This window comes from Streptomyces sp. NPDC006193 (genome assembly GCF_040613915.1).
Classification (GTDB): Bacteria; Actinomycetota; Actinomycetes; order Streptomycetales; family Streptomycetaceae; genus Streptomyces.
On sequence record NZ_JBEXTB010000033.1, the window covers coordinates 48,737 to 69,987 of the forward strand.

18 protein-coding genes and 1 pseudogene are annotated in these 21,251 nt (G+C 74.0%); 6 read left to right on the forward strand and 13 right to left on the reverse strand.

Features of this window, described 5'->3' with window-relative positions:
• Positions 1-238: 238 nt before the first annotated feature.
• From ABZ261_RS24980 to ABZ261_RS25005, 6 genes are all read right to left on the reverse strand, one after another.
• Complete coding sequence (locus ABZ261_RS24980) at positions 239-1,030, reverse strand: ABC transporter permease (protein WP_356862759.1); 792 nt, start codon at positions 1,028-1,030, stop codon at positions 239-241.
• Entirely contained in the window at positions 1,027-2,019 is a 993-nt protein-coding gene (locus ABZ261_RS24985) for an ATP-binding cassette domain-containing protein (protein WP_356862761.1), read from the reverse strand. The genes ABZ261_RS24980 and ABZ261_RS24985 overlap by 4 nt, the downstream gene beginning before the upstream one ends.
• Before the next feature lie 69 nt (positions 2,020-2,088).
• Positions 2,089-2,931 (reverse strand): DUF4097 family beta strand repeat-containing protein, encoded by an 843-nt coding sequence (locus ABZ261_RS24990; RefSeq protein WP_356862763.1) that lies wholly within the window; start codon positions 2,929-2,931, stop codon positions 2,089-2,091.
• 165 nt (positions 2,932-3,096) lie between these two features.
• Entirely contained in the window at positions 3,097-3,615 is a 519-nt protein-coding gene (locus ABZ261_RS24995) for a hypothetical protein (protein WP_356862765.1), read from the reverse strand.
• Positions 3,616-3,911: 296 nt separating this feature from the next.
• Positions 3,912-4,307, reverse strand: coding sequence for a hypothetical protein (locus tag ABZ261_RS25000; protein WP_356862767.1), 396 nt, complete (start codon positions 4,305-4,307; stop codon positions 3,912-3,914).
• Positions 4,308-4,552: 245 nt separating this feature from the next.
• Complete coding sequence (locus tag ABZ261_RS25005; protein ID WP_356862769.1) at positions 4,553-5,785, reverse strand: MFS transporter; 1,233 nt, start codon at positions 5,783-5,785, stop codon at positions 4,553-4,555.
• 74 nt (positions 5,786-5,859) lie between these two features.
• Between ABZ261_RS25005 and ABZ261_RS25010 the strand changes: the two genes are divergently transcribed.
• The 3 genes from ABZ261_RS25010 to ABZ261_RS25020 all read left to right on the forward strand — a co-directional run bounded on the left by ABZ261_RS25010 (position 5,860) and on the right by ABZ261_RS25020 (position 8,300).
• Positions 5,860-6,861, forward strand: a complete 1,002-nt coding sequence (locus ABZ261_RS25010; protein ID WP_356862771.1) for an ArsR family transcriptional regulator — start codon at positions 5,860-5,862, stop codon at positions 6,859-6,861.
• A complete protein-coding gene (locus tag ABZ261_RS25015) occupies positions 6,858-7,364 on the forward strand; it encodes a glutathione peroxidase (RefSeq protein WP_356862773.1) in 507 nt (168 codons plus the stop codon). The genes ABZ261_RS25010 and ABZ261_RS25015 overlap by 4 nt, the downstream gene beginning before the upstream one ends.
• 69 nt (positions 7,365-7,433) lie before the next feature.
• Positions 7,434-8,300, forward strand: a complete 867-nt coding sequence (locus tag ABZ261_RS25020; RefSeq protein WP_356862775.1) for a MerR family transcriptional regulator — start codon at positions 7,434-7,436, stop codon at positions 8,298-8,300.
• Positions 8,301-8,460: 160 nt separating this feature from the next.
• Here ABZ261_RS25020 and ABZ261_RS25025 read toward each other — a convergent pair whose 3' ends face one another.
• From ABZ261_RS25025 to ABZ261_RS25035, 3 genes are all read right to left on the reverse strand, one after another.
• A complete protein-coding gene (locus ABZ261_RS25025) occupies positions 8,461-8,652 on the reverse strand; it encodes a DUF397 domain-containing protein (RefSeq protein ID WP_356862777.1) in 192 nt (63 codons plus the stop codon).
• Between the two features lie 189 nt (positions 8,653-8,841).
• Positions 8,842-9,699, reverse strand: coding sequence for a helix-turn-helix transcriptional regulator (locus ABZ261_RS25030; protein ID WP_356862779.1), 858 nt, complete (start codon positions 9,697-9,699; stop codon positions 8,842-8,844).
• A gap of 234 nt (positions 9,700-9,933) precedes the next feature.
• The gene (locus ABZ261_RS25035) at positions 9,934-10,689 is read right to left on the reverse strand and encodes a GPP34 family phosphoprotein (RefSeq protein ID WP_356862781.1); all 756 of its coding nucleotides are present in this window, start codon (positions 10,687-10,689) and stop codon (positions 9,934-9,936) included.
• 179 nt (positions 10,690-10,868) lie between these two features.
• Here ABZ261_RS25035 and ABZ261_RS25040 point away from each other — a divergent pair, with 179 nt between their 5' ends.
• Entirely contained in the window at positions 10,869-13,469 is a 2,601-nt protein-coding gene (locus ABZ261_RS25040; RefSeq protein ID WP_356862783.1) for a D-alanyl-D-alanine carboxypeptidase, read from the forward strand.
• Positions 13,470-13,666: 197 nt separating this feature from the next.
• Complete coding sequence (locus ABZ261_RS25045) at positions 13,667-15,520, forward strand: MFS transporter (RefSeq protein WP_356862785.1); 1,854 nt, start codon at positions 13,667-13,669, stop codon at positions 15,518-15,520.
• A gap of 193 nt (positions 15,521-15,713) precedes the next feature.
• Here the strand turns inward: ABZ261_RS25045 and ABZ261_RS25050 are convergent, their stop codons facing one another.
• Entirely contained in the window at positions 15,714-16,829 is a 1,116-nt protein-coding gene (locus tag ABZ261_RS25050) for an ADP-ribosylglycohydrolase family protein (protein WP_356862787.1), read from the reverse strand.
• 224 nt (positions 16,830-17,053) lie between these two features.
• Between ABZ261_RS25050 and ABZ261_RS25055 the strand changes: the two genes are divergently transcribed.
• Positions 17,054-17,563, forward strand: coding sequence for a DUF2165 domain-containing protein (locus ABZ261_RS25055; protein ID WP_356862789.1), 510 nt, complete (start codon positions 17,054-17,056; stop codon positions 17,561-17,563).
• On the opposite strand, the gene ABZ261_RS25060 is transcribed toward ABZ261_RS25055, so the two are convergent.
• The 3 genes and pseudogenes from ABZ261_RS25060 to ABZ261_RS25070 form a co-directional block, all read right to left on the reverse strand.
• Positions 17,556-18,119 (reverse strand): hypothetical protein, encoded by a 564-nt coding sequence (locus tag ABZ261_RS25060; RefSeq protein WP_356862791.1) that lies wholly within the window; start codon positions 18,117-18,119, stop codon positions 17,556-17,558. The two genes, ABZ261_RS25055 and ABZ261_RS25060, sit on opposite strands and share 8 nt — an antisense overlap.
• Before the next feature lie 59 nt (positions 18,120-18,178).
• On the reverse strand, positions 18,179-20,764 hold the full coding sequence (locus ABZ261_RS25065) for a bifunctional FO biosynthesis protein CofGH (protein ID WP_356862793.1): 2,586 nt from the start codon (positions 20,762-20,764) through the stop codon (positions 18,179-18,181).
• A 138-nt stretch (positions 20,765-20,902) separates the two neighbouring features.
• Positions 20,903-20,983: pseudogene (locus ABZ261_RS25070) on the reverse strand (SDR family oxidoreductase); the annotation flags it as partial.
• Between the last annotated feature and the right edge of the window lie 268 nt (positions 20,984-21,251).

Below are 21,251 nucleotides of genomic sequence, written 5' to 3' on the forward strand. Positions count from 1 at the left end.
GTGTGCCCGGGTGGGCGGAACGCTTCGTCGGAGCAGGCGCTGTGGGCACGGGGCGGCGGTGTGCGGGTCTGTCGGGCGGGACGCCGGGCGGTCTTCCGGTACGGCGGCGGGGTACGGCGACCCCCGCAGGCCGGCGGCGTCTTGCGGCGACCGGGGGCGGACGCGGGCGGGGCGGCGTGCGCCGACGAGGGGGTCGGTGCACGCCGCCCCGCGGGGGGACGGGCCGTGGGCGTCCGCGCTACTTTGGGTCGCGGTTGTAGACCGACTTCGACCAGAAGTAGCCGAGCGCGGAGAGACCCAGGCACCAGGCGGCGGCGAGCCAGCCGTTGTGGCCGATCCCGGTGCCGAGCAGCAGCCCGCGCAGCGTCTCGATGGCGGGCGTGAACGGCTGGTACTCGGCGACCGGCTGGAACCAGCCCGGCATCGCGTCGACCGGGACGAAGGTGCTGGAGATGAGCGGCAGGAAGATCAACGGCATCGCGTTGTTGCTGGCCGCCTCGGCGTTGGGGCTGACCAGGCCCATGCCGACCGCGATCCAGGTGAGCGCCGTGGCGAACAGCACGAGCAGCCCGAACGCCGCGAGCCACTCCCAGACCGTGGCATCGGTGGAGCGGAAGCCGATGGCCACGCCGACGGCGCCGACCAGGACCACGCTCAGCACCGACTGCAGGACGCTGCCGACGACGTGTCCGACCAGCACCGAGCCGCGGTGGATCGCCATGGTGCGGAAGCGGGCGATGATGCCCTCGGTCATGTCGTTGGAGACGGACACCGCGGTGCCGATCGTGGTGCTGCCGATCGTCATGAGCAGCAGGCCGGGGACGAGGTAGGCGATGTAGGCGGAGCGGTCCGCGCCGCCGCCGGTGATGCTCGCGCTCATGGTGTCGCCGAAGATGTACACGAAGAGCAGCAGCAGCATGATCGGCGTGAGCAGCAGGTTCAGGGTGAGGGAGGGGTAGCGCCGGGCGTGCAGGAGGTTGCGGCGCAGCATCGTGGACGAGTCGCGTACGGCCAGGGCGAGGGAGCTCATCGGACGGCCTCCTTGGGCTGGTCGGTGCCTCCGGTGAGGGCGAAGAACACGTCGTCGAGGTCGGGGGTGTGCACGGTCAGCTCGTCGGCCTCGACGCCGGCGGCGTCCAGCCCGTCGAGGAGTGAGCGCAGTTCGCGCTGGCTGCCGTCGCTGGGGAGGCGCAGGGCCAGCGCCTCGTCGTCCCGGGTCGCGTCGGGCAGGCTGGAGGCGGCGGACCGGTAGGCGGCCGGGTCCAGGAAGCGGAGGCGTACGTGCCCGCCGGGGACGAGCCGCTTCAGCTCGTCGGCGGTGCCCTGCGCGGCGATCCTGCCGTCGTGCAGCACCGCGATGCGGTCGGCGAGTTCGTCGGCCTCCTCCAGGTACTGGGTGGTGAGGAAGACCGTGACCCCGTCGGAGACCAGCTCGCGGACGATGCCCCACATGGTGTGGCGGGAGCGGGGGTCGAGGCCGGTGGTGGGCTCGTCCAGGAAGATGATCCGCGGATCGCCGACCAGCGTCATGGCGATGTCGAGACGGCGCTTCATCCCGCCGGAGTAGGTGGAGGCGGGCCTCTTCGCGGCCTCGGCCAGGCCGAAGCGCCGCAGCAGCTCGGCGGCGACCTGCCGCCCCTGGCGCTTGGGCAGGTGGTGCAGGTCCGCCATGAGGAGCATGTTCTCCTCGCCGGTGATCAGACCGTCCACCGCGGAGAACTGCCCCGTGACGCCGATCGCCGCCCGCACCGCCTGCGGGTCGCCGGCGAGGTCGTGGCCCGCGACCCGGGCCTGCCCGCCGTCTGCGGTGACGAGGGTGGAGAGGATCTTCACGGTCGTGGTCTTGCCGGCGCCGTTCGGGCCGAGCAGCGCGAACACGGAGCCGGCCGGGATGTGCAGATCGATGCCGTCGAGGACGGTCTTGTCGCCGTAGGACTTGCGCAGACCTGTGGCGGAGACGGCTGCGGGCGGCCGCGGACCGTCACCTTGCATGGACGTGGGCATGACAGTCGAGGGCATGGGGTCCTCCCGTTTCGAAGGGTGGAGCGGGGGATGGGCGGCCGGTACGGGGGGTCGGGCGGCCGGTGCTCAGGGCCGGGCGCGGCGGATGTCGATGTTGCCCCAGCGGGTGCGGGCGCGGACCGTGACGGTGTCCTCGGTCTCCGCCGGGGCGTCGGAGGCGGTGAGGGCGTTGCGCACCTGCCCGCGGTCGGAGCTGACGTCGAGCAGGGCGGCGGTGCCCTCGCGGATGCCGATGTCGATGGCGCCGTAGGACGTCTCCAACTGGACGTTTCCCGCTGCGACTTCCGCGGCGCGCAGGGTGCCGTGGGCGGTGGTGGCGACGACCGAGCTCTCGGCGCGCGCGATGTCGATGTCGCCGTTGGCGCCGCTCACCCGCAGTTCGCCGAGGGCGAGGCCGACGGTGGTGCCGCCGTGGGAGTTCTTCAGGACGGCGGGGCCCTCGACGGTGCCGACGCGCAGGCTGCCGGAGCTCGTGGTGATCTCCGCCATGCCCTCGATCCGGTCGACGGAGATCGAGCCGTGGGAGGCGGTGAGCTGCAGCGGGCCGGTCGTGTCGAACCGGACGTCGCCGGAGGAGGTCTTGACGCGGACCTCGCCGAGCCGGCCCTCGCCGAGCACCTGGACCCAGGAGCCGGTCATGTCGATGCGCGAGCCCGTGGGCAGCTCGACCGTCACGTCGACGGTGCCGGAGCGCCCGAGGAGGTTGGCCTTGGGCGTCCGGACGGTCAGGACGCCGTTCGCGTACGAGACCTCCGTCTGGTCGGCCGCCCGCACGTCCAGGTCCTTCTTGGGGTCGCGGGGCCGCACCTCGACGACCGTGTCGGCGCGGTCGCCCGCGGTGAACTGGATGGAGCCGGCGTGGACGTGGGCGGTGGCCGCGATCGGTCCGGGAGTGGCGTAAGAAGGCATGGCTGTGCCGTCCTCTTGGGTCGTCGGGTCGTCCCCGCTGGTGGGACGTGGTGTCTGGCTGGAGTGGTGCGGTGGAGTGATGCGGGGGCTGCGGGGGGATGCGGGTGCGGTGGTGCGGGTGGGGTGGTGCGGGGTGAGGTGGTGCGCAGGCGGGCCGGGGGTGGGCTAGCGCACCCAGCCCGTGAAGCTCTGCCCGACGGTCCGGGACTTCTCCGTCGTACGCGGCCGGGCGCCGCCGTCGACCGCGGCCGACACGGCGCGCACCAGCCACGCGTTGACCGACAGGCCCTCGCGGCTCGCGGCCTCCTCGGCGCGCGCCTTCAGGTGCGCCGGCAGGCGCAGGTTGACGCGGGCGACGCCGCCCTCGTCGCCCTCGGCCGGAGCGGGGGTCCTGAGCGGTTCGGCGGGTGCGGCCGGCTCCGCGAGGGCGCCGCCGTCGGCGGGCGGCAGTGTCACCACGAAGTCGGGGTCGAGTCCGCGCAGCCGTACGTCGACGGAGCCGGGGGCGAGTTCGCGGGTGATCTCGTCCATCGCGGCGGACAGCACGTTGAGCAGCGTCAGCCGGGTCGCCGACTCCAGCGGGGCGGTGAGCCGCTCGGCCAGCTCGCGGGCTTCCTCGCCGCCGGCCTCGGCGGCCACCGCGAGTTCGCGGCGGAGGGTGTCGACATACGGGGTGAGGTCCATAGCGCCATCATGGCACCACAGTGGTGCCACACGCAAGGGTGGACGACGCCGAAACGGCACGGTCGTCGATGCCAGCACCCTGACCTGCGCAAACACGGCACAGAGGGTCCGGATGGCGGTGACTCCCGACGTTGTCCAGGCCACCGGCGGACATGGAGTGGCACCACTTGGCACCATGTAGTGCCATGCGGTGCCATGCGGTGCCATGCGGTGCCAGGCGGTGCCAGGCGGTGCCGTGCGGCGCCATGCGGTGCCGGAAGGTGGTGGGACGGTGCCGGAAGGCGGTGGGACCCGGTTCAGTCCGGCGTGCGGAGGAAGCCGCCGCGGGTGGTGCCCGAGGTCAGGAGGGCGGGCCAGGCGCACGGGTCCGGCAGATGGTCCAGGGAGAGGACGACGGCTCCGCCGGCCCGCTCGGCGTCCTCGCACCAGTCCGGCATGCCGCCCGGCGCCGCGCTGCCGCCGGCTGCTCCGTGCACCGGTGCGGTGAGAGCGGGGACGACGAGGCCGTGGTCACCGGGGCCGTCCACCACGCACAGGGTGAGCCGCGGCAGGATGCTCCACCCTTCGCACACGGGTACCGCGCCGTCGGGGGCCGCCAGGAGGGGCAGGGCGTCGTGGACGGGTGCGCCGGCCAGCAGGAGCACGGGCGGGGCACCGCGGACGAACAGCGTCTTCTCGGGATCGAGCAACACGGGATCACTGTGGCACAGCGGGTCGTGCCGATCCGCGGCGGCCGTGCGCCTGCCGGGGCCGGGACCGGGCGTCACCGCGGGCGGCGGGTCGCGGGCGCGTGGCCGTTAGACGGCCCGGGTGCGGGCGGCCCCGCCCGTCGCCGCCCTCGCCCGGCCCGCAGCAGCGGACAGCGGTGGCCCGGCCCGCAGCAGCGGACATCAGGCGGCCCCCGCCACGGCGGCCGTCGTCCGCGGCGGCGCGTGTCTCACCGTGTCCCGCGCGGACTCGGAGCGGCGGCGTCTGCCCGGTCCGGCTCCGGCCCCCGTCCCCGCCGCCGTCCGGGCGGGCGGCCCCCGGCGGCGGCCAGCGTCAGGGTCACGAGCACCGAGCCCGCCGCCGTCGCGGTCATCGCCGCGGCGGGCGAGGTGAACTGGGCCAGCGTCCCGGCGAGCACCGCGCTGACGCCCTGCAGGGCGAGCATGCCCGCTGAGTGCAGTCCCAGCGCCTGGCCGGCGAGTTCGTCCGGGGTGAGGTCCAGCAGCCGCTCCTGCTGGACGAGGCTCGCGCCGAACCCGGCGGAGGCGAGGGTCACGCAGACCACCGCGACCGGCAGCGGCGGGTGCGCGCAGAACAGCAGGTACGGCGTCGCCAGCAACAGCAGCAGCGGTGTGGCGAGGCGGCGGCGCACCGCGGGCCGGAGCAGGCGGCCGACCGTCACGTCCCCGGCGAACATGCCGAGCGCCGCGCACGCGAACAGCGTGCCGGCGGCGTCGGGGGCGTACGCCACGTACAGCGACTCGCAGCCGACGACCAGGCCGTTGGGCAGCCACAGGCCCAGGTAGGTGAGCCGGCGGGGCCGCGAGGACCACAGCTGGGCGTTGGTGCGCCAGGTGGCCGCCGGGGAGGGCCGGCCCGCGGTCCGCGGCGGGCGCGCGGTCAGGCCCAGCCGCAGCACGAGTCCGGCCGTCAGGTACAGGGCCGCGGACAGCAGCAGGCAGGCCCGGGGGGAGAGGGCGGCCAGCAGGGCGCCGCCGGCGGCGAAGCCGGTGATCTGCATCAGGCCGTTCGTCATGTTGAACAGCGAACGCCCGGTCAGGTAGCCGTCCTTGGCGAGGACCTCGTTGAGCAGGCCCCAGCGGACCCCGCCGCCCAGCGAGGCGGCCAGGCCCAGCAGGAGGACGGCGGCGAGGAGCACGCCGACCGGCAGCCCGGGCGCGGCCTGCACCGCCGTTCCGGCGGCGAAGGTCAGCGCGATCGCCGTCAGGGCCGTGCGCGGCGGCAGCCGGTCGGCTCCGGACAGCAGGAAGGTCGCGCCCAGCACCTGGGCGAGCGAGGAGCCGGACATGCCGACCGCGGACAGCAGCGGGGAGCCGGTCGCCCGGTACACGAGCGTGCCCAGGGCGAGGCCGCCGACGGTCTGGGCGGCGGTCTGGGCGGCGGAGCCGAGGAAGAGCGGGGTGAACTCGGGGGTGCGGAACAGGGATCGGTAGCGGGACATGGTGCGGAGTCTGGGACGGGCCGCGCGGCAGCCGTTATCGTTTCGCCGTCGCGCGAAAGGCCGGGGGTGGGCTCGTGGGGTGGTGGCAGCTCAACGCGGACACCCTGGCCCGCAGCCGGTTCGCCGTCTCGCCGCTCGCGGAGACCTTCGCCTGCCTGAAGCTGCTGCACGCGGGCGCGGGCGCCCACCCCGGGGAGCAGCGCTGGCTGCGGACCCATCTGCCCGGCTACCGGGCGCGGCTGGCCGCGGACCCGGTGACGGCGCGGCTGGTGCGGGCCGGATTGGGCCGGGACTGGATCGCCGACTTCCTGACGCCCGCCCCGCGCGCCGGGGAGGACTTCGCCGTGGAGGTGGCCCGGGTGCGGGCTGCCCCGCCCGCCGCCGCCCGCGCCCATCTGCGTCTCTCCCTGGCCGGGCCGCTCCCCGCCGATCTGCACCGGGACGACCTGCCCGAGCGGGCGGCGGTGCTGCTGGAGTGGGTGTGGCAGGAGGCCGTACGGCCGTACTGGGAGCGGCGCCGGCGGGTGCTGGAGGCGGATGTGGCGGCGCGGACCGCGCAGGTCAGCCAGGGCGGCTGGGTCAGCGCGCTGGACTCCCTGCGGCCGGGCCGCACCCGCTGGCTGGGCGGGAACCGGCTGCAGGTGAATCTGCACGAGTACCCGCCCCGCGAGATCTTTGGGGCCGACATGGTCCTCGTGCCGGTCACCCCGCAGCGGCACGGCTGGGTGGCCTGGGAGGAGGACGAGCGGTACGCCGTGGTCTACCCCTGCGCCGGTGTGCTCGCCGGGGACGGCGACGGGGCCGTGCCGTCGAGTCTGGGCGCGCTGCTGGGGCCGGCCCGCGCCGGGGTGCTGGTGCTGCTCGACTCCCCTCTGAGCACCACCCAGCTGACCGCGGTGACCGGCCAGGGGCTCGGCTCGGTCGGGCGGCATCTGAAGGTGCTGCGGGAGGCCGGGCTGGTGGCGCGCCTGGGCCGGGCCGGGCGGTCGGTGCTGTACGCGCGGACGGCGGCCGGCGACGTGCTGGTGGAGGCCGGGCGGGGGGACGCGGCCGGGCGGGCTAGCATCCGCCCATGACGACTACTGACCACAACGGCTCCGTGCTGGACGTCGAGATCGGCGCCCTCCGGGGCGGCTCCGCGGACCTGGCGCGGTTCGCGGGCAAGGCCGTGCTCATCGTGAACGTGGCCTCCAAGTGCGGTCTGACCCCGCAGTACACGGGCCTGGAGAAGCTCCAGGAGCGGTACGCCGAGCGGGGCTTCACCGTGCTGGGCGTGCCCTGCAACCAGTTTCTCGGGCAGGAGCCCGGCACCGCCGAGGAGATCGCGGAGTTCTGCTCGGCGACGTACGGCGTGACGTTCCCGCTGACCGAGAAGGTCGAGGTGAACGGCCCGGGCCGGCACCCGCTGTACGAGCGGCTGGTGGGCTTCGCCGACGCCGAGGGGCACCGCGGGGACATCCGCTGGAACTTCGAGAAGTTCCTGGTGGGCCGGGACGGGCAGGTGGTCGCGCGGTTCTCGCCGCAGACCGAGCCGGAGTCGGCCGAGGTCGTCGCCGCGATCGAGGCGCAGCTCGGCTGAGCACGGCTTGACCTTGCCCCAGGGGCAGGCGTGAGCGTCCTCCGTACCGGGCGGGAAGGGAACCGCCCGGTGACGGAGGATGGCGTCGTGGACGAGGAACTGCTCAGCATCGGTGCGTTCGCCGCGCGGGCCCGGCTGTCGGCCAAGGCGCTGCGGCTGTACGACCGGCTGGGCCTGCTGGCCCCGGCCCGGGTCGACGAGGTGAGCGGTTACCGCTACTACCGCGCCGGTCAGGTGGAGCGCGCCCGGCTGGTGGCCCTGCTGCGGCGGCTGGACATGCCGCTCGCCCGGATCGCCGAGGTGCTGGAGGCCGGGGGCGACCGGGCCGCCGGGCTGCTGGACGCCTACTGGGCGGACGTGGAGGCCCGGGTGGCCGGCCAGCGGACCCTCGCCGCGTACCTCCGTGGACGGCTGTCCGGGAGGAGTGACGTGATGTACGAGACGTTCGTGATCGAGACCGTGGACGTGCCGGCGCAGGTGGTGCTCACCGAGACGCGGCACGTGCTGGCGGACGAGCTGCCGGCCTGGATCGGCGCCTCGCTGGGCCGGCTGGAGTCGGCCGCCCGCGAGTGCGGGGGCGTCGCGGGCGCGCCGTTCGTGGTCTACCGCTCCGAGGTGTCGATGGAGAGCGACGGACCGGCCGAGTCCTGCGTCCCGGTCGCGGACGAGGCGGCGGCCCGGACGTGGGCGGAGCGGCACGGGCGCGCCCGGGGGACGAGGGTGCGGGTGGAGCCGGCGGCGCGGCTGGCGTTCACCCGGATCACCAAGGCGCAGGTGGCGCATCCGCAGATCCTGGCCGCGTTCGAGGCGGTGGAGCAGTGGATGACCGGGCGGGGGCTTCAGATGGCCGGGCCCTGCCGGGAGGTCTACTTCGCGGACTGGGAGGCGGCCGGGGCCGATGATCCGGTGTGTGACGTGGCGTTCCCGGTGCGGTGACGAACACCCGCCGGCCCACCGCGCGGCCGGCCGCGGCCGGGAAGGCGGGCGCTTCGGGCCCGGCGCAGGGACGAGCCCCCTCGGCAAGGACGGCGACTGGTCGAGAGGGCTCTCCGGTGGTGCGTGTGCAGTTGTTCCGGCCAGGGTCAGAGGGAACCCCTCACGCCTTGACCGACGCCACGAAGGCGTTCCACGCGTCGGTGGGGAACGCCAGGACCGGGCCCTCCGGGTCCTTGGAGTCGCGGACGGCGAGTTCGGCGGCGGTGGGCGACTTGACCTCGACGCAGGCGCCGTTGCCCGCGGAATAGGAGGACTTCATCCATGTCTCCGAAGCGCCCTGAATCAGTGCCATGTCCACTCCTGTTGCGAGTTGCGGTAGCGCGGTTCACGCCAACCATGTCGTCTGATTGGCGTGATCGACGCTACCGGGCAACTGCGCCTGCTGGAGGAGCCGTTCACTCGACCGGATGGCATATTCCAGGCGTGTCTTCCATTGGAGTGGACCGGCGGTGTACGATCCCGCGCCTCCTGTGGCGCATGCTCAGTCGGCGTACGTTTTCGCCACATCGGCGATGAATCGCCGGGATGCTTCCACATTGAGGGACTGTGCCCGCAGATGCTCGTACATCACGGCGTACTTCTGCACGTCCTGCGCCTTCTCCAGGTACAGGTCGCTGGTGACGCCCTCCAGGTACACCACGCTGGAGTCGGCCGCGTCGGCGAACTCCAGGATCGCGTACTGGCCGTTGAGGCCCGGGTGGGCGCCGACCTCGAAGGGCAGCACCTGCACGGTGACGTGCGGCAGCTGGGACAGCTCGATGAGGTGCTCCAGCTGTTCCCGCATCACCAGCCTGCTGCCCACGACCCGGCGCAGGGCGGCCTCGTCCAGCACCACCCACAGCCGCAGCGGGTTGGCCTCGGCGGTGATGCGCTCCTGCCGGCGCATGCGCACCTGCACGCGCTTCTCGATCTCGGCCGTCGACGTCTCCGGCAGCGCCCCCTGCACCAGGGCCTCGGCGTAGGCGCGGGTCTGCAACAGGCCGGTCACCAGCTGCGGTTCGTACACCCGGAGCGACTCGGCGTCGGTCTCCAGGCCGATGTACACGCTGTACGGGATGTCCCCGAAGGTGTGCCACCAGCCCTGCTGCCGCGAGTCGCGGGCCATCTCCATCAGCGAGTCGACGATCCGCTGGTCCTCGACCTCGTACACCCCGCACAGGTCGCGCACATCGCGCTGGCTGATGCTCCTGCGGCCGTTCTCCAGCCGGCTGATCTTCGACTGCGACACCAGCAGCCGCTCCGCCACCTCCTCGGCCGTCATGCCCTTGAGCTCGCGGAGCCTGCGCAGCTCCTGGCCCAACCGGCGCCGCCTGACGGTGGGATTGACATTGGACGCCACGGGACGTGCACCTCCGGCTGCCTGCCTGCTGCGTTGACACTTTCCGTATCTGCTGTTCAGCAGACTGCCACCAAGGTGCTTTCCGCCGCTGGGAAACCGCGGACTAGCCGCGCGGACGGTACCGCGGCTCCCCCGGCGGACGCAGCCGAGCGGGGCGGCGCGACCACAGGGGCCTCGCCGCCCCGCTCGGACCAGCGGCTCCCGAACCGGGTCTGTGGGGTGCGGAGTTGCGGTTCAGTGAGCCACGGCGCGCGCCATGGACCCGCGGTGCGGCTGCATCGGCACCCCGCGTGCGGGTTCCGGTGCGGGACGGGCGGCGGACACGGGCTGCCGCCCGGCCGCGGCCGGGCCGCGGCGCGGCTGGGCGGCCGCCCCGCTCTGCACGTCCATCACGGCGTGCGCGACGAGCCCGCCCATCGGGTCGTGCCGGATCAGGTCCCGCAGCCGGGACCGCGAGGAGCGGCCCTCGTTCCCCGGGTACAGGTGCTTGCCGAGCCCGACGGCGTGCGCCAGGGCGGCGAGCGCCGCGGTCCGCGGGTCCGGCGGCACGCCGGTGCGGATCGCGGAGTCCAGCCGGGCGCGGATCTCCCGGCTGATGGCGGTGTCCGTGGCCTGGTAGCGCGTCGTCGGCAGCACCCCGCACATCTGGCCGGGCACGGCGGCGACCATGCCGCACCGCTCCAGGTGCGAGAGGTAGGTCTGACGGAGCCCCAGGCGGGGCCCGCCGATCCAGTGGACGGCCCGTACCGGAGCGCCACGCCTTCGCAGCAACTCCAACGCGCAGTCCAGAGTCGGATCTCCTGTCGGCCGTGGCACCACCACGGCGATACGATCCCCGTCTGGGGCTATCCGTCCGGCCAGCGCCAGCTCCACTAGCTGTGCACCGGCCAGACCGAGGTCGAGCGACTGCGGCTGCGCAGTGGTACCCGTGGCCGGGTCCAGTGCGAGCAACAGAAGCTCCTCCGGAAGTGTTCTGCGGCTCCTGCCCATCCATGCCTCCCCGCGTGGATGAATGACAGGGTGACCCCTCTCACATTGGTCTGTCGAGGGCGCGTGACCGGTTCGTGAGGGAACCGGCAGGTATGTCGTTCTCGTCTACCGCAGGGGCCAGGCCCTCGCACAGGACACTGGTACATGGTTCGGACAGGGCGCGCGGAGGCGTGCGGCGCATGGAGGAGGCATCGGTGGCGGGCGAGTCCCCCGACAGGTCGAAGCAGCGTGAGTCGTCGGCGGAACCGGCGTCGGGGAGCGCGGGTTCAGTTCCGGAGGCGCGCGATCCGCGCCTGACGGTCGCCCGCGAAAAGGATTCCTCGGACGGCGGCGGCACGGACACGGCGACGAAGGTCCTGTCGGTGCGGGACGCGGCCCTGCAGGCTCCGGCCGCGCCCGACGAGGACACGGCGCTGCGCGACGCGGCGTCCGCGTGGGTGCGCGGGGCGGACGAGGAGAGCCCGGAGCGGGAGGCCGACGCACCCGAGAAGCCCTCCGCGGCCAAGGCCGCCGGCGAGAAGGACGCGCAGGCGGACGCGGCGGAGGCCGACGCCGCCGAGGACGGGAAGAAGGCGGACGCGGACACCGCGTCCCGCACGAAGGCGGGGACCGCCGCGGAGAAGAAGCCGGCCGGAGCCGCCGGGACCGGCGCCGGCGCGAACACCTCCTCCGGCGTGAAGCTGAAGGCCGGTGACCGCACGCACACCGGCACGCAGCCGAAGCCCGCCGCCCGGACCGGCACGGACACCCCCGAGGCCCCCGCGGAAGCCAAGGCGGCGACCAGCACCCCGACCCCCCCGAAGGCCGCCACCGAAGCCCCCGCCGAGGCCAAGCCGAAGCCCGACGCGGACGCGGACGCGAAGCCGAAGGCTGCCTCCAAGGCACCCGCCGACGCGAAGCCGAAGCCGAAGGCTGCGGTTGCGGCGTCCGCGGGTGCGAAGGCCGATGCCGACGAAGGCGCAGCCGAGGCGGAGAAGCCCGGTGACGGCCCGGAGGCCGCCGACGGCGAGGACGCCCCGCAGGGGCCACCCGCAGCCGACGACGAGACCCGCACGGGTGGTGCGGGTGGGAACACGGACGCCGAAGGCGAAGCCGAGGCGGCACCCTCAGACGCGCCGCAGGCACCCCGTGGGAACACGGACGCCGAAGGCGAAGCCGAGGCGGCACCCGCAGACGCGCCGCAGGCACCCCGTGGGAACACGGACGCCGAAGGCGAAGCCGAGGCGGCACCCGCAGACGCGCCGCAGGCACCCCGCGTCGATCAGCCGACCACCGTCATCAAGGCCGTGCGGCCGAAGAAGCCCGAGGTCGACCAGCCGACGACCATGCTGAAGCTCGGCGGCAAGCCGAAGGCCCCGGAGCCGGACGCCGAGCGCACCAGCAAGTTCGTCGCGCTGAAGGACGACATGCGGCCGGCCGCCGAGACGCCCGCCCCGGCCGCCGACGCCACCGCCACCGTCCCCCAGGTCGGTCCCGAGCGCACCACCCAGCAGCCGCTGCCGCCGAAGCCTCCGCTGGACCTGCTGGCGGAGCTGACGAACACGCCGCCGCCCCCGGAGACCCCGGTCCGCACCCTGGTGCGCCGGGTGAAGATCTGGACGCCTCTGGTGCTGCTGCTGGCGGTCATCCTGGCGGTCGTCCAGGCGGTGCGCCCGCTGCCGTCGCCCGGTCTCGCGCTCACCGCCGAGGACACCTACACGTTCCAGGGCGGCCGCACGCAGCTGCCCTGGCCGGGTGAGGGGCAGGGCTGGATCGACGTCGACGGCGTCGGCACGATGGGTCACTTCGGCAAGCAGACGCCCGTGGCCATCGGCTCGGTCGCCAAGACCATGACCGCGTACATCATCCTCAAGGACCATCCGCTGAAGCCGGGGCAGGAGGGTCCGAAGATCAAGGTCGACGCGAAGGCGGAGAAGGAGGGCGGCTACGACAAGGCCGGCGAGTCGACGCTCAACACCGTCAAGGCCGGTGACCACCTCACCGAGAAGCAGGCCCTGTCGGCGGTCCTGATCCCGTCCGCGAACAACATCGCGCGGCTGCTCGCGCGCTGGGACGCGGGTTCGGAGGCGGCGTTCGTCAAGAAGATGAACGCCACCGCCAAGGAGCTGGGGATGACCGACACGACGTACACCGACCCGTCCGGTCTGAAGGAGAGCACCGTCTCCACGGCCGAGGACCAGGTGAAGCTCGGCCGCGCGTTCGTGCGGGTGCCGGCCCTGGTCGCCATCTCCAGCGCGGCCAGCTGGACCGACCCCTCCGGCCGCTTCTGGCCCAACTACAACGAGCTGCCGTACCGCATCGGGGCGATCGGCATCAAGACCGGCAGCACCACCGCGGCCGGCGGCAACCTGCTCTTCGCCTCCCGCAAGCGGGTCGGCGGGCAGACGGTGACCCTCGTCGGGGCGGTCCTCGGCCAGCACAAGCCGGAGATCCTCAAGACGGTCAACGAGGTCAGCAAGACCGCGCTGCTGGCCGCCCAGGAGGCGCTGACCTCCGCGAAGATCCTGAAGAAGGGCCAGGTGGTCGGGTACGTGGACGACCGGCTCGGCGGCCACACCCCGGTCGTGATCACCAAGGACGTCTCCGCCGTCGGCTGGTCCGGCCTGAAGGTGAAGCTGTCCTTCGCCGCCGACGCCGTGCCGCACACCGCGAAGGCCGGCGCCGAGGTCGGCACGCTCACCGTGGGTGACGGTTCGGCCGGTGCGGTGAAGGTCCCGGTGGCCCTGCAGAGGGACCTGGCCGAGCCGGGTCTCCGCGCGAAGCTGACCCGTCTGGGCTGATCCCGGCGGGTCCGGCCCGCCCTGCACCCCGTCGACGCCGCCCCCGCCCGGGGGCCCGCCGGCGGGGTGCGTGCTAGCGTCGCGAAACGGGGCGGGCCGCCGGTCACGGGACGCGACCGCGAACGGGACGGGAAGCGGCCGGGAACACCGGGGGAAGCGGCCGAGAACAGAAAACGGGACACGGGGAGTGCCTTCAGGTGGCCACTGCGGAGCCGACACGCGCCGACGACGCCGATCCGGGCCCGGGACCCGGCCGGCGAATACGCCTGTCCACGACCGGTCCGGCGACGGGCGCGGACGGCCCCGCCCCGGGGATGCGCCCCGGCGGGCGGACCCGGCTGCTGGCCGCCCTGGAGCCGCTGCGCCGGCTGCTGCTGCGCCACCCCGCACTCTGGGTGACCGCGCTCGCCGGTGCCCTGCACATCATCTGGTTCTTCACCGTCGCGAACAGCGGCGGTGACCTCGCGGCGCAGGACGCCTGGGCGGAGTTCGTCGGCCGGCACCCGGACTCGGCGTACAACCTCGCCTGGTACGGGGGCATGCACCCGGTGTCGTACAGCGTGGTGTCGCCGTATCTGATGTCGGTGCTCGGCGTCCGGACGACCATGATGATCGCCGGGACGGTGTCGGCGGGCCTGCTGACGACCGTGCTGATCCGCAGCCGGGCCGTGCGCAACCCGCTGTGGGCCTCGCTCGCCGGGGTCTTCGCGTTCCTGTGCAACGCCGTGTCCGGGCGGGTCACGTTCGGACTCGGCACGATGTTCGCGCTCGGCGCGGTCGCCGCGGTGTTCTGCTGGCCGCACCGGTGGCGGTACAAGCGCTGGGCGAAGGCCCTGGCCGCCGCGCCGCTGGCGGCGCTCGCCACGATGGCCTCGCCGGTCGCGGGGCTGTTCGTCGGTCTGATCGCGGTGGCGCTGTTCCTGCAGAAGCGGCGGCCGGGCGCGTGGGCGCTGGGCCTCGCGCCGGCGGCCGTGGTCGCGGTGTCCGCCTGGCTGTTCCCGTTCTCCGGCACCCAGCCGATGACGATCGGCTCGGTGGTCCTGCCGCTGCTGTACGGCCTGCTGTGCCTGTTCCTGGTGCCGAAGCAGTGGGTGACGGTCCGGCTGACGGCCGCCGTCTACAGCGTCGGGGTCGTGCTGGCGTGGCTGATCAACTCGCAGATCGGGTCGAACATCTCCCGGCTGCCGATGCTGTTCGCCGGTGCGACGCTGATCGCCGCGCTGCCGTACGCGGCGCCGAGGTCCCGCAGGTTCTACGTGACCGTGCTCGCCTTCCTGGGCTTCGTCGGCTGGATCGGCTTCAAGTCGGTGGACGACGTCGTCCACACCACCCCGGCCGCCTCCTGGGCGCGGGAGCTGGCCCCGCTGGTCCACCAGTTGCAGAAGGTGGGCGCCGAGAAGGGCCGCGTCGAGGTGGTCCCGGCCCGCTCGCACCGGGAGGCCTCCGCCCTGGCGCCGTACGTGAACCTGGCCCGCGGCTGGAACCGGCAGGCCGACATGGAGCGCAATCCCCTCTTCTACGACGACACGCTGAACTCGGCGAACTACCACGAGTGGCTCCAGCGCTGGGCCGTGCACTTCGTGGTGCTGCCCAAGGACAACCCGGACGGGGACGGCGGGGAGCGCGAGCGGGAGCTGCTGCGGCGCGGCATGCCGTATCTGAAGCAGATCTGGGGCGACGCCAACTGGCAGCTGTTCAAGGTGACCGATCCGACGCCGCTCGCCGAGCCGAACGCGGTGGTGCAGCGGGCCGAGCAGGTCGAGATGACCCTCGAGGTCCGCAAGGCGGGGCGGATCCTGATCCGGATCCCGTACTCGCCGTGGCTGAGCGTCGTCGACGAGGACGGCAAGAGCCTGGAGCCGCCGCGGGCCTCCCCCGGGTCGCCGAAGACGTACCGGAACGTCAACGGCTGTCTGATGCAGACGCCGGAGGACGCGAACGGCGACCGGTGGACGGTGCTGCTGGCGCCGCGCGCCGGGACGTACCGGCTGGCCGCGCCGTATCAGCTCCCCCGGGGCACGCCGTGTCCCGATGAGCTGAAGACTCCGTGACCGCAGGACGAACCCCGCCGTCCAGGACATCGTCTCCGTCGTCATCACGTGGGCGGCCGGTCTCACGGGCCGGCGCCGGCCGGTCGACCACCCGGTGGACCGGCGGGTGCACGGCGGGGTCCCGCTGCGGTACCAGGTGTCCGGCGATCACCGAACGGGTCGACAGGGACGGCGACGGGGCGGCGGCCGCGGCTCAGGCCCGCGGGTAGCGGGTCAGCCAGCCCGGGGATCCGTGCGCCGGCCCGTGCAGCGCCGGGCCCTGGGTCATCTCCATCGCGAAGTCGTCGGCCAGTTCCAGGATGGTGGGGCGGCCCTCCAGTTCGGCCAGCCAGGCCGGCGGGAGGGCCGTCTCGCCGTGCAGGGCGCCCAGCAGGCCGCCGGTGAGGGCGCCGGCCGCGGCGGAGGGGCCGCTCTGGTTCACCGCCAGGCACAGCCCGCTGCGCACGTCCTCCCCCACCAGCGCGCAGTACACGGAGGCGGCCAGCATCCCGTCCGCCGTACCGTCGCCGGCCAGTTCCTCCACCCGGTCCGGGGTCGGCATCCCCTGCCGGACCGCGCCGAGAGCGTGCCGCAGGGCGTCCGAGACCGGCTGGTGGCCGGGGCGGACGGCGAGCAGCGCGAGGGCCCGCCGCACGGCGCCGTCCAGGCTCTCCCCCCGGGCCAGCCCGTGCACGATCACGGCGTACGCGCCCGCCGACAGACAGGCGACGGGGTGGCCGTGGGTCTGCACCGCGCACTCCACGGCCAGCTGGACGACGAGCTGCGGCTCCCAGCCGACCAGCAGCCCGAACGGCGCCGAGCGCGCGACGGCCTCGGGCCCCAGCTCGCCGGGGTTCTTCGGCGACTCCAGCGTGCCCATGGTCGTGTCGCCGAACCCCAGGAGCAGCGCCCGGGTCGGGGCGCGGCGGGCGTAGAGCCACTCCTCGCGGGCCAGCCAGCCGTCGTCCTCGCGGCGCTCGTCGGGCCCCCAGTCCCGCTGGGTGGCCGCCCAGCGCAGGTAGGCCCGGTGCAGGTCGGTCGGCGGGTGCCAGGCGCCGGTGTCGCGGCGCACCTGGGCGCGTATCAGCCCGTCCACGGTGAACAGCGTCAGCTGGGTGTGGTGGGTGACCGCGCCGCGCCGGCCGTGGCCCTGGGCCAGGTCCAGCAGCCCCTCGCCGCCGTACGCGGACCGGATCTCCTCCAGGGACAGCGGATCGGCCGGCCCGCCCAGCGCGTCGCCGACGGCGACCCCCAGCAGGGTGCCGCGCACCCGGCTGCGGAAGTCCTGCTGTTCGGCACGGCCCCAGACGGCGCCGGACGTCGCACCCACCAGACCTCCCCACGGCACCGTCCGCCTGTACGACGCTAGGCACTGTAATCGACCGGGAACCGTGCGTTGAGGGGGACGGACCGGCCGCGGCGCGGCGATCCGGCCAGGCCCGCCCGCCGCCCGCCGCCCCGCGCCGGGCACCCGGCACCCGGCACCCGGCGCCGGACGTGATGTTGGCGTGATGCGTACGGCGGACCGGGGGGCGGACCGGGGAGAATCCCGCCATGACCACCACCACCGCCGCACGCACCGGCCCGCGGCTCGCCGCCGGTGTGCTCACCGGCATAGTCGCCCTCTACATCGCCCTGGTCGCCCTGGGCAACATCACCGACTTCGGGACCAACCAGCAGTTCGTCCGGCACGTGCTGGCGATGGACACGACGTTCCGGGACGACGACCTGATGTGGCGGGCGGTCACCAGCAAGGCCCTGGAGGACACCGCGTACGTCCTGATCATCGTGTGGGAGACCGTGACGGCCCTGGTACTGCTCCGGGCCACCTGGCTGTGGGCGCGGCGCGGGGACGAGTCCGCCCGGCGCTGGTCCACCTACGGGCTGCTGATGATGCTGCTGCTCTTCGGCGCCGGGTTCATCGGGATCGGCGGGGAGTGGTTCGCGATGTGGCAGTCGAAGACCTGGAACGGGCTGGACGCGGCGACCCGGGTGTTCCTGATCAGCGGGGTCGCCCTGATCGTCAACCACCTGCCGGGCGGGGCGCGGCGGGACGCTAGCTGACCACCGCGACCCGGGTGCCCTGGTCGCCGAAGGCCCACAGCGCGGCGCCGTCCTCCTTGTGGAGGCGTATGCCGCCCAGCTTCTGGCCGTTGGCCGGCGGCGGGGAGGAGCCGTCCAGAGCGTTGGAGAAGGCGACGTTCACGCCGTCCACCTTGGTGAAGTACATGATGTGCTCGATCTCGACGCCGTCCGAGCCCTTGAGGGACTGCCGACGCAGGGTGACCGAGTAACGGCCGGGCTGCGGGCTCACCGTGCCCGGCCACACGGTGAACGTGCGGGTCGCCCTGCCGGTGGCGTCGACCAGCCAGATGCGCTTCTCGCCGAGCGAGTACACGATCCGGCGGCCCTCGCCGGAGTTCTCCGGCAGCGCGGGCACGGCCGGCGTCTTCGGGGCCACGGTCGCCGGGGCGGTGGCCGGCGCGGACCGGGCGGGCCCGGCCGTCGCGGCCGCGGGACGCGGCCCGTGGTCCGCCTGGACGGCCAGGGCGACCACGACCGCGGTCGCCCCCGCCGTCAGACCGGTGACCCAGGCCCACGAGGGCAGTCGGGCAGCCACGGGTACGCATCTCCTCCGCTACGGGGCCCCTCGTCGGATCGGGGGTCGGATCATCGTACTCAGTCCAGGACGGGGAGCAGCTCCGGCAGGTGCCCGTCGGACGCCTCGGCCGCCCGCCGGCGCTCCTCGGGGACCTCGCCGTAGAGCGTGGTGCGGGGTTTCGCCGGCCTTCCGGCCGCCTCCGCCACCGCCACCAGGTCGCGGACCGACTTGTAGGAGCCGTACGAGGAGCCCGCCATCCGGGAGATGGTCTCCTCCATGAGGGTCCCGCCGAGGTCGTTCGCACCGGAGCGGAGCATCTCCGCCGCCCCTGCCGTGCCCAGTTTCACCCAGCTCGTCTGGATGTTGGAGATCCAGGGGTGCAGCAGCAGACGCGCCATCGCGGTCACCGCCCTGTTGTCCCGCATCGTCGGCCCCGGGCGGGCGATGCCCGCCAGGTACACGGGGGCGTTGGTGTGCACGAAGGGCAGGGTCACGAACTCCGTGAAGCCGCCCGTCTCGCGCTGGATCCCGGCCAGGGTCCGCAGGTGGCCGAGCCAGTGCCGGGGCTGGTCCACGTGCCCGTACATCATCGTGGAGGAGGAGCGGATGCCCAGCTCGTGCGCGGTCCGGATCACCTCGATCCAGGTGGCCGCGGGCAGCTTGCCCTTGGTCAGCACCCAGCGGACCTCGTCGTCCAGGATCTCCGCCGCCGTGCCCGGGACGGAGTCCAGGCCCGCCTCCCGGGCGGCGGTCAGCCACTCCCGCACGGACATCCCCGTCCTGGTGGCGCCGTTCACCACCTCCATCGGGGAGAAGGCGTGGACGTGCATGCCGGGGACGCGCTCCTTCACCGCTTTCGCGATGTCGAAGTACGCCGTGCCCGGCATGTCCGGGTGGATGCCGCCCTGCATGCAGACCTCGACCGCGCCCACCTCCCACGCCTGCTGCGCCCGGTCGGCGACCTGCTCCAGCGACAGCGTGTACGCGTCGGCGTCCGTGCGGCGCTGCGCGAACGCGCAGAAACGGCAGCCGGTGTAGCAGACGTTGGTGAAGTTGATGTTCCGGGTGACGATGTAGGTGACGTCGTCGCCGACCGCCGACCTGCGCACGTCGTCGGCGACCCGGCACAGCGCGTCCAGGGCCGGGCCGTCCGCGTGGAACAGGGCGAGGGCCTCGGCGTCGGTCAGGCGCGTCGGGTCGTCGGCCGCGGTGCGCAGCGCCCCGCGCACGTCGGCGTCGATGCGCTCGGGCGCCATGCCGGGGGCCGCCGCCTCCCGCAGGGCCGCCCAGTCGCCGTAGACCTCGTCGAAGTCGTCGCGCCGGTCGGCGGTGCGGCCCTCGGTGTCGATCGTGCGGTGCAGGTCCGTGCGCCCGGCGGACACGAAGACCTCCTCCGGCTCCTGCCACGGGCGGCCCTCCACGACCGCGTCCGGGCGGGCCAGACCGGTGTCCGGGTCGGCGAGGGCGTCGACGTGCAGGCGCAGCCGCGGGTCCAGCCAGGGCTCGCCGCGGCGGACGAACTCCGGGTAGACGCAGAGCCGTTCGCGCAGCTCGAAACCGGCCGCGCGGGACTTCTCGGCGAGTTCCTCGATCTGCGGCCAGGGGCGCTCGGGGTTGACGTGGTCGATGGTGAGCGGGGAGACGCCGCCCCAGTCGTCGATGCCGGCCGCGATGAGCCGCCCGTACTCGCTGTCCACCAGGTTCGGCGGGGCCTGCAGGCAGGCCGACGGGCCCATGAGGTGCCGGGCGACGGCCACCGTGGCCACCAGGTCGTCCAGTTCGGCGTCCGGCATGCCGCGCATCGCCGTGTCGGGCTTGGCGCGGAAGTTCTGGATGATCAGTTCCTGGATGCCGTGGTAGGCGCGGGCGACCTTCCGCAGCGCGAACAGGGACTCGGCCCGTTCCTCGTACGTCTCGCCGATGCCGATGAGCAGGCCGGAGGTGAACGGCACGGAGGAGCGGCCGGCGTCCTGGAGCACCCGCAGCCGCACGGCCGGTTCCTTGTCCGGGGAGCCGTGGTGGGGCCCGCCCGGCTCCGACCAGAGCCGGGTCGCGGTCGTCTCCAGCATCATGCCCATGCTGGGCGCGACCGGCTTCAGGCGCTGGAAGTCCGTCCAGGTCATGACGCCCGGGTTCAGGTGGGGCAGCAGGCCCGTCTCCTCCAGGACGCGGACGGAGACGGCGCGGACGTAGGCGATGGTGTCGTCGTAGCCGTGCGCGTCGAGCCACTCGCGCGCCTCGGGCCAGCGGTCCTCGGGCTTGTCGCCGAGGGTGATCAGTGCTTCCTTGCAGCCGAGCGCGGCGCCCTTGCGGGCGATGTCCAGCACCTCGTCGGGGGACATGAACATCCCGTGCCCGGCGCGGCGCAGCCTGCCCGGGACGGTGGCGAAGGTGCAGTAGTGGCACCGGTCCCGGCACAGCCGGGTGAGGGGGATGAAGACGCTCTTGGAGTACGTGATGACACCCGGCCGGCCCGCCGCCGCGAGGCCCGCGTCCCGCACCCGTGCGGCGGACGCGGCGAGGTCGGTCAGGGCCTCGCCGCGCGCCTGGAGCAGGACCGCCGCCTCGGCGACGTCGAGGGCGACGCCGTCCCGGGCGCGTTTGAGGGCGCGCCGCAGGGCGTTCTCGGTCGGACCGGTTCCGGTTGTCGCGGAAGTCGTCATCTTCCGAGCATACGGTTGCGTTGATCACCCCCACGGGCTCACCGGGCCCCCGGCGCGAAGACGCCGCTCCCGTGCTCCCCGCCGCGGCCGGCGGCGCCCGGTGCGGGGGCCCGGTGCGGGGGGCCCGCCCGGTGCGGGGGGGGACCGTGAGTCGTCGCCAGTCGGGTGCGAGCCCGCCATCGGGCCCATGCGCAGCATCCCGCCGTCCACGCTCCACGTTCACGCGACGGCCCTGGCCGTCCGGTGCCGCGTTCTTCGTGCCGCAGGTGCGGTAGCGCCGCTCGTGCCACACCTTCGCCGTCGACCGGGCGCCGGGCTCCCTCACCCGGTCCGTGGACGGCACCGGGCCGGGTGCTGCACCGGGACCTGCGGGCCCGCAGCCTCGCCGGGCGGGAGCTTGCGCCGCGGTGGCCGCGGCCGCCGTGCCGCGGGGAGCCGGAGGCGCCTGCGGGCCCGCCGGCCCCGCACGGCGACACCGCGCCCCGCC